General features: G+C 67.9%; 9 protein-coding genes. 3 read left to right on the top strand and 6 right to left on the bottom strand.

What is annotated here, in order from left to right; genetic code table 11:
• Positions 1–55: 55 nt before the first annotated feature.
• Genes hisD through JHC81_RS04420 form a run of 3 tightly spaced genes read right to left on the bottom strand, consistent with a single transcriptional unit; the run spans position 56 to position 2,565 of the window.
• On the bottom strand, positions 56–1,363 hold the full coding sequence (gene hisD, locus JHC81_RS04430) for a histidinol dehydrogenase (RefSeq protein WP_292171180.1): 1,308 nt from the start codon (positions 1,361–1,363) through the stop codon (positions 56–58).
• Complete coding sequence (gene hisG / locus JHC81_RS04425; RefSeq protein WP_292171176.1) at positions 1,363–2,244, bottom strand: ATP phosphoribosyltransferase; 882 nt, start codon at positions 2,242–2,244, stop codon at positions 1,363–1,365. Before hisG ends, hisD begins: the two co-directional genes overlap by 1 nt.
• Positions 2,245–2,253: 9 nt before the next feature.
• Positions 2,254–2,565: a YerC/YecD family TrpR-related protein gene (locus JHC81_RS04420; protein ID WP_292171173.1), complete on the bottom strand. Its 312-nt coding sequence runs from the start codon at positions 2,563–2,565 to the stop codon at positions 2,254–2,256.
• An 86-nt stretch (positions 2,566–2,651) separates the two neighbouring features.
• On the opposite strand from JHC81_RS04420, the gene JHC81_RS04415 reads away from it, so the two are divergent.
• Positions 2,652–3,869 carry an FAD-dependent oxidoreductase gene (locus tag JHC81_RS04415; RefSeq protein WP_292171170.1) on the top strand — a complete coding sequence of 406 codons (1,218 nt, stop codon included), beginning with the start codon at positions 2,652–2,654 and terminating at the stop codon, positions 3,867–3,869.
• On the opposite strand, the gene JHC81_RS04410 is transcribed toward JHC81_RS04415, so the two are convergent.
• Together JHC81_RS04410 and JHC81_RS04405 are read right to left on the bottom strand one after the other, a co-directional pair.
• Positions 3,866–4,813, bottom strand: a complete 948-nt coding sequence (locus JHC81_RS04410) for an aspartyl protease family protein (protein WP_292171167.1) — start codon at positions 4,811–4,813, stop codon at positions 3,866–3,868. The genes JHC81_RS04415 and JHC81_RS04410 overlap by 4 nt on opposite strands.
• A 219-nt stretch (positions 4,814–5,032) precedes the next feature.
• Entirely contained in the window at positions 5,033–5,854 is an 822-nt protein-coding gene (locus JHC81_RS04405) for an LD-carboxypeptidase (RefSeq protein WP_292171164.1), read from the bottom strand.
• A gap of 88 nt (positions 5,855–5,942) precedes the next feature.
• Here JHC81_RS04405 and JHC81_RS04400 point away from each other — a divergent pair, with 88 nt between their 5' ends.
• The gene (locus JHC81_RS04400) at positions 5,943–7,361 is read left to right on the top strand and encodes a Mur ligase family protein (protein WP_292171161.1); all 1,419 of its coding nucleotides are present in this window, start codon (positions 5,943–5,945) and stop codon (positions 7,359–7,361) included.
• A gap of 97 nt (positions 7,362–7,458) precedes the next feature.
• Positions 7,459–9,066 carry a response regulator gene (locus tag JHC81_RS04395; protein WP_292171159.1) on the top strand — a complete coding sequence of 536 codons (1,608 nt, stop codon included), beginning with the start codon at positions 7,459–7,461 and terminating at the stop codon, positions 9,064–9,066.
• Between the two features lie 31 nt (positions 9,067–9,097).
• Here JHC81_RS04395 and JHC81_RS04390 read toward each other — a convergent pair whose 3' ends face one another.
• Positions 9,098–10,516 (bottom strand): trehalose-6-phosphate synthase, encoded by a 1,419-nt coding sequence (locus JHC81_RS04390; protein WP_292171157.1) that lies wholly within the window; start codon positions 10,514–10,516, stop codon positions 9,098–9,100.
• Between the last annotated feature and the right edge of the window lie 5 nt (positions 10,517–10,521).

The raw sequence follows: 10,521 nt of genomic DNA, 5'->3' as shown, positions 1-10,521 counted from the left end.
CCCCCAACCCCGGCCCTTCCCCCATCAAGGGGGAAGGGAGAAGAAAGCATTGCACTCATTCCTCTACCCTCAGATCCGCCGCCCGCGCGTGGGCCTCCAGACCTTCCAGTCGGGCCAGCCGGGCCGCGACCGGGGCGAGCGCCGCAGCACCCTTCCCGGACACAGACTGCACCGACATGGACGTCATGAAGCTGGCGGTGGTGACGCCGCCCAAGGTCTTGGCCCCGCCGTCCGTGGGCAGGACGTGGCTGGGCCCGGCGGCATAGTCGCCGAGCGTCTCGGCGGCATAGGCACCGACGAAGACGGCCCCGGCGGCTGTGATCTTGTCCACGCGCGTCTCGGCGTCCTCGGTCTGCAGCGCGAGGTGTTCGGGGCCATAGGCGTTGGAGACGACGCAGGCGGTGTCGAGGTCCGGCACCCGGATCGCGCGGGCCTCGGCAAGAGAAGCGCGGGCGATGTCGGCGCGGGGCAGGGTGGCGATCTGTTCGTCCACCTCGGCCAGAATCTCGTCGATCATCCGCTCGCTGTCGCAGACCAGCACGACCTGGGCGTCGGCGTCATGCTCGGCCTGGCTGAGCAGGTCGGCGGCGGCCAGGACCGGATCGGCGCGGCGGTCGGCGATGACCAGCAGTTCCGAAGGACCGGCGGGCATGTCGACGGCGGGGCCGCCAGGACGGGCCGAGGCTTGCTTTTTGGCCTCGGCGACCCAGGCATTGCCGGGGCCGTACAGCTTGTCGCAAGGCGGGATGATGCCGTCCTCAAGCTCTGCGCCGAAGGTCAGGGCCGCGATCGCCTGGGCCCCGCCGACCAGCCACAGGTCGTCCAGACCGGCCTCGGCGGCGGCGAAGATCATGGCGGGGTGGGGCGAGCTGGACTTCGACGGCGGTGTCACCGCGACCCTGCGACCGACGCCTGCGACCTCGGCCGGAATGGCCAGCATCAGCAGGGAGGAAAACAGCGGGGCCGAGCCGCCGGGCACATAGAGGCCCACTGTCGACAGCGGTCGCCAGACCAGGCGCGAGCGGACGCCCGGCGTGATCTCGACCCATTGTGAGTCTTCGGGCCGCGTCGCCTGGTGGAAGATGCGGACATTCTCCGCCGCCATGCGGATGGCGCGGGTGTCGGCGGGGGCCAGCGCCGACCGCGCCTCGGCCACCACATCGGGGGTCAGGGCCAGGCGACGCGGCGGGGTGCCGTCCAGCTTGACGCTCCAGTCGGTGACGGCCTGGCCGCCGCGCATCTGAACGTCGTCCATGATCTCGCGCACCGTGTCGGTGACGCGGGTTTCGGTGCGCTGGCGCGGGCGGGCGAGGGCTTCGATGCGGCCTGCCGCATCCAGCGAATTCCAGTCGAAGCGCTTCATCACATCATCTTCTCGATGGGCAGGACCAGTATGGCCGAGGCCCCGGCGGCCTTCAGCTTCTCCAGCGTTTCCCAGAAGACGGCCTCCTGACAGACCGCGTGGACGGCCACCGCGTCGTCGCGGCCCGACAGGGGCATGACGGTGGGCGAGCCTGCGCCCGGCAGGATGGCGGTGATGGCGTCCAGCGCCGAGCGCGGGGCGTTCAGCATGACGTATTTGGCCCCTTGCGAGGACACCACACCGCTCATCCGCTCGATGATGCTGTCCAGCAGGTGCGCCAGGCCGGGTTCCGGGGCGACGGGCGAGCGGATCAGCACGGCCTGACTGTCCAGCACCGTGTCCTTCGCCACGAGGCCATTGGCCTCCAGCGTCGCGCCGGTGGAGACCAGGTCGCAGATGGCGCTGGCCAGTTTCAGTCGGGGCGAGACCTCCACGGCCCCGCGCATGGTCACGATGTCCGCCGCCACGCCGCGCTCGTCGAGGAAGCGACGCAGGATCTTGGGATAGGAGGTGGCGATGCGCAGGCCGTTCAGCGATGCCGGGCCATCATAGGCGAGGGTCGGGGGCACGGCGATCTTCAGCGTGCAGCGACCGAAGCCCAGAGGCATGACGACCTCAGCCACCGGACCGCCATTACGGGCCTCTTCCAGCACATTTTCGCCGACCACGCCCAGGTCACAGACGCCGTCCGCCACGAAGGTGGGAATGTCGTCGTCGCGCACGCGCAGCAGGTCGATGGGATAGTTCTCCACCCGATACAGCAGGTCGTTATTGCCCTTGATGACCCGCAGGCCTGCGTCGCGGACGAGGTCGAGGCTGCGCTCCGACAGGCGGCCGGATTTCTGGATGGCGATGCGAAGTCGCCCTTGCACGGTACTCATGTAGTCAACTCAGCCTTTGATCCGGTCCAGCACCAGGCGGTAGCCTTGATGCGGCATTTCCTTGAGATAACGGGCGACCCGCACGACGGTGGTCGGGCTGGCATGGGCCTCCACCGCAATCTCGCGATACGACTTGCCGCCGCCGTCCAGCAGACGGGCGACCTCCCAGCGCTCGGCGAAGGCGCGCAGTTCCGCCGGCGTGCACAGGTCGTTCAGAAACGCCTGAACCTCCTCACGGGTCTTGAGCGCCAGCAGGGCGTCATAGAGCGCGACCCGGCTCAGGGTCGTGTCGGCGGCGGGGCGGGTCGCGGCGTCGGTCATGGCGTTCCACTATGGTGTAACACTGGAACGGTCAAGGGGCGAAGTTCGGGATGGAAAGGTGTCGCAGGCCTCTCTATCTGAGCCTCATGGACAAGGTTGTGATCATCGGCGCGGGGCATGCGGGCGGTACGGCGGCGGCGCTGCTGCGGCAGTATGGGTTCGAGGGCCAGATCGTGTTGGCCGGGTCTGAGACCGTGCCGCCCTATCAGCGGCCGCCCCTGTCCAAGGCCTGGCTGAAGGGGCATGCGGAGCGGGACGATCTGCTGCTGAGGCCCGACAGCTTCTATGTCGAACAGGACATCGATCTGCGGCTGGGGGTGACGGCGACTGCCATCGAACAGGCGGGGCGAAGCGTGGCCTTTTCGGACGGCACGACCGAGACCTATAACGCCCTGATCCTGGCGACCGGTTCGGTGGCGCGAAAGCTGGCCATTCCCGGCGCGGATCGGCCCGAACTGATCGAATTGCGAACGCTGGAGGATGCCGAACGGCTGAAGGCGGCGCTGGGACCCGGCCGGCGGCTGGCCGTGGTCGGGGGCGGCTATGTCGGGCTGGAGGCCGCGGCGTCGGCCCGTGCCCTGGGGGCCGAGGTCGCGGTGATCGAGCGGATGGACCGGGTGCTGGCGCGCGTGGCGTCGGAGACCCTGTCGACCTTCTTCACCGCCTGGCACCGCGCCCAGGGCGTCGACATTCTGACGGGGGCGGAGGTCACGGCGTTCGAGGCGGACGGCGTGCGGCTGGCGGATGGACGGCTGATCGCGGCGGACGCCATCCTGGTCGGGGTCGGGGCCCTGGCCAATGAGGCGTTGGCGCATCAGGCGGGGCTGGACTGTCTGAACGGCATCGTCGTGGACGAGGCGGCGCGGACCAGCGATCCGGCCATCTGGGCCATCGGCGATGCGACCCACCGCCCGATCCCCGTGCACGGTGCCCTGCGCCACCGGCTGGAAAGCGTGCCCAATGCGCTGGAACAGGCCAAACAGGCCGCCGCCGCCATCACCGGACGCCCTGCGCCCGCGCCTGAGGTGCCGTGGTTCTGGTCCGACCAGTATGAGCTGAAGCTGCAGATCGCGGGCCTGCCCGATGGGGCCGACCGCCAGATCGTGCGGGGCGTGCCGGACATCGATACAGGCCCGGTCGGCTTTGCGGTCTTCCATCTGGCGGGCGCCCGGATCGTGTCGGTCGAGGCCGTCAATGCGCCGGCCGAGTTCATGGCGGGCCGCCAGATGATCGCGCGTGGTACGCCGGTGGATGCGGAGAAGCTGGCGGACACCTCGGTGTCGATGAAGCTGGTGGCCAACTAACCGATCGTCAGGTCCAGCTGGCGCGAGATCAGCAGTCGTCCCGCACCCAGATCCAGCGCGGCGCGACGACCCTCGAAGGCCTCCATGCCGACCAGGCCGTCTGGGAAGTTGGGCAGGGCGGGCTGTTCGAAGACGCCGACCCGGACCCGGCGGTACAGCTGCTCGGCAAAGGTGACGGTGCGGGCCTCGACCGTATCGGCGCGCATCGAGCCGCCCAGGACCAGGCTGACGCCGCTCTCGCTGGGACGCCCGTCCAGCAGGCCGACGCCTGCGGCGGAGCCGCGCGACACCGCCAGCAGGGAGGATGAGCCGGTGTCGACGACGGCGTTCAGTACATTCCCCTCAACAGTGACCTCGGCGACCAGGGCATTGCCGTCGCGCACCACCTCGGCCTCGATCATGTCCTCGGGCGGGACGAAGGCACCCGGCACGATCAGGCGCACATGACGGCGGTCGGCATCCAGCGCCAGGACGACCTGTTCCAGCACATCGCGGCCCAGAATCAGTGGCGTGGCCAGCCCCTCCACGGCCGCCAGCGGACCCAGGTCCAGAATGGCGGCGCGGAGCCCCCCGATGCGAAGCCCCGGCAGGTCGAGGTCCAGCGTCGTGCCGCGCCCGACCTGCGATCCGCCGCCGACGCCATAGGCCAGCAGGGGCATGTCGAACAGCGAGCGTTCGCGCGGGGCCAGGGTCGCGACGAAGCCGCGATCCACCACCGAATACTGGGCCCCGGTATCGATCAGGGCGATGACGTCCCGGCCCTCGATCGTCGCTTGGATCGTCGGGACGTTGGCGCGCCTAGCATAGGGCGACCAGGGCGTGGCATGGCCGTCGGCAAAGATGAGGTCGGGTTTCGGCCAGATCAGATTGTCGCGCGCCCACCAGGCCGCGCCGGCGACGGCGGCCAGTCCTGCGGCGCGGATCAGGAGGTTGCGACGGTTCATGCCGCTTCAACATGGCGGCTGGGGCGGGGCGATGCCAGAGCGCGTTTGTCGCGGGCAACGGCGACCTGATGGATGCCCCCCGACATCCACCAGGCCCCTTGGCCGAACCGGTGTCTCCGACGCCCGGTCGACCGTCCGTGTGCAACCGGACGCGAGCGGGACTGGACCATGCCTCAGGGTCGCCGTCGAACGGCTTCACCCCTCAGGCGAACGGCGTGACTAACGTAGGCCGAAGGGCACGATCCGGTTGGCGGTGTCGTGACCGATGTCGGCGGCCCCGAGATACGGAATCCCCGAGCGCGCGCACCAGTAGCGGACGATCTCTTCCGCCGTCAGGCCGAACGCCGGGTCGTTCTCGACGATGTCCGAGACGCGGCCCAGCCGGATTCCCGCGACACGCCGGATGGAGGCCTGGCCGGTCAGATGAAACATCATCCGGTCGATGCGGTACAGGGGCTCGGCCACATCCTCCAGCATCAGGACGTGGCCCGTCAGATCGGGCTCCAGCGCCGTGCCGACTAGGGCATCCAGAATGCTGAGATTGAAGGCCACGGCGGGTCGCGGATCTGTGTGCAAGGACGGCTCCCACCCCTCGCGGTCGCCCTTGGTCAGCCAGCGCAAAGCGCGATAGGCGGCTGCGTCGTCGCGCACGGCATCCGAGGCCATCGGGCCGTGGGCCAGGTGCGGAAACCCGGCCTTGTAGAGCAGGGCCAGCAGGCTGCCCGCATCCGAATAGCCCAGATAGCGCTTGGTCCGCGCCACATCAGTCAGGCGCGGCAGGACGGCCTCCGCGATCCGGCAGGAGCCATAGCCGCCGCGCGCGAACCAGATCGCATCCAGGCGTGGGTCGTTGGCGAACTCCACAAAGGCATTGGCCCGTGTCGCGTCATCACCGCCGAAATGGCCGTGCTTGAGGAAGCAGGCGGGGTGGAAGACCACCGACACGCTGCCGTCGGGATAGTGGGCCGCCATCCAGGCGTGGACGGCCTCGGCGCGGCTGCGGTCGAAGCGCGAGCTGGCGTTGACGATACCGATCTTCATGAGGCTGTGGTCTCGCGCTTCGCCCGCAAACAAAAATGATCTAGTCAGGCGACCCGACCTTCCCCGGTTTCGCCCCCCGAGATCAAGCGTGCATCAAGACGACTATTTCTTCTGCGGTATCGGTGGCTCGGGCATGCTGCCCCTGGCCCTGATCGTCCAGTCGCGCGGCGGCCATGTCGAGGGCTCGGACCGGTCCAACGATCAGGGGCGGACGCCGGTGAAGTTCGACTGGCTGCGCGGTCGAGGCATCGCCCTGCATCCCCAGGACGGATCGGGTGTCACCCGGGTAGACCAGGTCGTCGTCGCCACCGGCGCGGTAGAGGATACGGTGCCCGATATCGGTGCGGCGCGGCGGGTTGGCGCTCGGATCGTGACCCGGCCGCAGATGCTGTCCCAGCTGTTCAATGCGGCCCCGACCTCCATCGGTATCGCGGGAACCAGCGGCAAGTCCACCATCACCGGCATGGTCGCCTGGATCCTGCATCAGGCCAGGCGTGCGCCGACCGTCATGAACGGTGCGGTGATGAGGAATTTCGTCGATGGCGACCACCCCTTCGCCAGCGCCCTGATCGGCGGTCAGGATCTGTTCGTGTCCGAGGTCGATGAGTCGGACGGTTCCATCGCCGCCTATAACGCGACGGTGGCGGTGGTCTCGAACATCTCGCTTGACCACAAGTCGATGGAGGAGTTGCGCGATCTGTTCGGTGGCTTTGTCGCGCGGGCGGATCGGGCGGTGCTGAACCTGGACAACCCCGAGACGGCGGCTCTCGCGCAGGAGTTGGTCGAGGCGGGTCGGGCCGATGCGGTTCTGACTTTCGCCCTCGGCAACGACGAAGCCGATCTGTCGGCGCACGATCTGGTGCCGCAACCGACAGGGATGACCTTCAAGCTGAGAGATCGCAAAAGCGGCGCGAACCTGCCCGTGACCCTGAACGTGCCCGGGGCCCATAATGTCGCCAATGCCCTGGCGGCCCTGGGCGCGACGACGGCGCTGGGTGTGCCTCTGGCCGAGGCGGTTGCGGCGCTGGAAACCTTTGCCGGCATTCGGCGCCGGATGGAGGTCGTCGGGACGGCCAATGGCGTCACCGTCATCGACGATTTCGCCCACAACCCCGACAAGATTGCCGCCACCCTGAAGACCCTGCACGCCTTCGACGGGCGGCTGCTGATCCTGTTCCAGCCGCACGGCTTTGGGCCGCTGAAGCTGATGAAAGCCGAGTTCATCGCAGGGTTCGCCGGTCTGATGCGACCCGACGACGTCCTGCTGATGCCCGAGCCGGTCTACTATGGCGGGACCACGGATCGCAGTGTCGGAAGCGAGGACATTGCGGCCGGCGTGCGAACCCATGATCGTCGTGCCGAGGCCCTGTCGACGCGCGAGGCCTGTGGCGATCGCCTGATCGAGATGGCGCAGCCCGGCGACCGGATCGTGGTCATGGGGGCGCGGGACGATACGCTTTCGACCTTTGCGGACGGTCTCGTCGAGCGGTTGAAATCGTCCGCTTAAGGACTGTATTTAAACAGAATATCGCGAAAGGTTCACGAACGGCAAAGCTGCCGTTAAAGGTCCCGCGTCTATGGCTCGCTGCCCACAGGAGTAGCGTATGGCCCGGATCGGAGACTTTGCCAGCGTCGCGCCGCCCGTGGGCCCCGACACGCCCGGTGCCGAAGTCTTCGACCGCTTCCAGCGCGAGGCGGATACCCTGGTCATCGCCGTGGTCGATGCGGATCAGCGTCCGCTGGGCCTGATCGAGCGCAATGCCTTCACCCTGAAGATGGCCGCCGAATTCGGTCGCGCCCTCTATGCCCGCCGCCCGGCCTCGACCTTCATGGATGCGAACCCCCGCGTGCTGGACGCCGATGCGGACGCCGAGATCCTGTTCGAGAGCATCGATGCGGCCAATCTGGGCGGGTTGCTGAACGGCTTCGTGGTGACGCGGTCGGGCCGGTATCTGGGCGTGGGGGCCGGTGTCCACGTGCTTCAGGCCGGCAGCGCCATCCACAAACGCCGGGCAGAGGCGATGAGCGAGCTGGCGCAGGATCTGGTCCGCGCCGAGGCCGAGGCCCGCGCCTCCAGCCGCGCCAAGTCCGAGTTTCTGGCGGTGATGAGCCATGAGATTCGTACGCCCCTGAACGGCGTGCTGGGCGTGGCTGCCCTGATGGAGCGGGAGCTGACGCAGGAAGCCATGCGGCCCTATGCACGGACGATCCTGGATTCGGGCCACAGCCTGCTGCGGCTGCTGACCGATGCGCTGGACATGTCGCGGGCCGAGGCGGGGCTGATGAGCTTCGAGACGGCCCCGGTTCATATCGATGCCATCGCCGCCGATCTGATGGCTCTGTGGACGCCGAGGGCGCAGGAGAAGGGGCTGACCCTGACGGTCCGCTGCGACACGACGGGCCATGACTGGGTGGTCGGCGACGAGATGCGGCTGAAGCAGCTGCTCAACAATCTGATCGGCAATGCGCTGAAGTTCACGCCCTCGGGCGAGGTCGCGGTGCATCTGACCAGCGCGTGGGATCAAGGGGCCGTGCGTCTGATCGGGACCGTCGACGACAGCGGTCCGGGCATCGACGAGGCGACGGCGCGCACGATCTTTCAGCCCTTCAATACCGGCAAGGCCGGGCGTGAGGGGGCAGGCGCGGGCCTGGGTCTGGCCATCTGTCGCCAGATCGTGGAGCGGATGCAGGGTGTGCTGGCGGTCGAGCGATCCCCGCAGGGCGGCGCGCGGTTCCGATTCGACCTGGCGCTGCCTTGCGCGGGCCCCGAGATGCGCGGCGCGGTCGAAGGCCTGCCCGAACCGACGCCGCACGAGACCCTGCATGTGCTGGTCGTTGACGACAACGCCACCAATCGCTTCGTCGCCGGCAAGCTGCTGGAAATGTTTGGCTGCACCCACGAGACCGCCGATGATGGCGCGCAGGCGGTGGAGCGCGTCGGTCAGCGGCCCTTCGATCTGATCCTGATGGACGTGAAGATGCCGGTGATGGACGGGGTGGAGGCGACACGCGCCATCCGGGCTTCGGGCCAGCCGCAGGCCTCCATCCCCATCGTGGCCCTGACGGCCAATGCCGATCCGCGCGACGAGATCGAATATCTGGCGGCGGGGATGAACGGCGTGGTGCAGAAGCCGATCCAGCCCGAACTGCTTCTGGCGGCCATCCGGCGGGCCCTGACGCCGTCGGAGCTAGAGGTTTCGCGCGCCGCTTGAGGATCATCACGCCTATGCGGTCGTCAGACGCTCAGGCCGCGCGAATATCCCCGTCCCGGTCCGAAGGATTCTCGATGGCGCGAAGCGTGGATACGAAGTCGTCGCGCCAGACGCTGACATCGGTGTCGCGTACCACCTGCATCAGGGCCTGATACTTCCGCTTGCGCTCCTCCAGCGGCATGGTGAGGGCGCGCTTGATGGCGTCGGCGACCTCCTCGCGGCTGAACGGATTGACCAGCAAAGCCTCGCCCATCTGTTCGGCCGCCCCGGCGAAGCGCGACAGGACCAGAACGCCCGGATCGTCAGGGTTCTGGGCCGCGACATATTCCTTGGCGACCAGGTTCATGCCGTCGCGCAGGGGCGTCACCAAGCCGACGCGCGCCGCACGATAGATGCCCGCCAGCTGGTCCCGGCGATAGGTTCGGTTGATGTAGCGGATCGGCTGCCAGTCCATGTCGGCATATTCGCCGTTGACCCGCCCGGCCAGGGAATCCAGGCGGCCGCGAATGTCCTGATAGGTGTCGACATCGTCCCGGCTGATCGGGGTGACCTGCAAAAGGAAGACCTGCCCGCGCATGTCGGCGTTGTCGTGCAGGAACTGCTCATAGCCCAACAGCCGTTCCTCCAGACCCTTGGAATAGTCCAGACGGTCCACGCCGACCATCATTGAGCGGAAGGCCGAGGACGCCGCCATCCGGTCGTAGGTGCGGCGTCCGAAGGCGGAGTTCCGGGCCTCCAGAAATCCCTCGACGTCGATACCGATGGGAAAGACGCCGGTCTGGACGGTCTTGCCGAAGGCTTCCAGAGCGTCGTTGGGCAACAGCTTGCCGTCCACACTGGGTTCGGAGGCGACGTAGTCGCGGAACAGGTCCAGCCATTCGCGGGTGTGAAAGCCGATCAGGTCGTAGTCGAACATCGACTCCACCAGCCGACGGTGGTGGGGCAGGGTGACCAGAAGCTGGCGCGCGGGCCAGGGCGTGTGCAGGAAGAAGCCGATCCGGTTTCTGATGCCCAGGCGGCGCAGGTCCCGCGCCATCGGGATCATGTGATAGTCATGGACCCAGATGATGTCGTCCGGCTGGATCAGCGGGGCCAGAACCTCGGCGAAGCGGGCATTGGTGCGCTCATAGCCCTCGCCATAGGTGCGCTCATAGGCGGTCAGATCGACCCGGTGGTGAAACAGCGGCCAAAGGGTCTTGTTGGCATAGCCGTTGTAATATTCGTCGACGTCCTGCGCTTCCAGATCGACCAGGGCGACGGTGACGCCGGCGCGATCCTCGATCTTGGCCTCGCCCGTGAACGTCTCGACGGTTTCGCCGGACCAGCCGAACCACAGGCCGTCGTAGGTCTTCAGCGCCGCCGACAGGGCCATGGCCAGACCGCCCGCGGACCCGGCGGACGGGTCCTTGGGGGCCGAGACGCGGTTGGAAACGACGATCAGGCGGCTCATGGGCA

Origin of the sequence: Brevundimonas sp., from assembly GCF_016463295.1 — a bacterium.
Classification (GTDB): Bacteria; Pseudomonadota; Alphaproteobacteria; order Caulobacterales; family Caulobacteraceae; genus Brevundimonas.
Note: the sequence above shows the minus strand (reverse complement) of the source record. Positions and strands in the feature narration are given on the sequence as shown.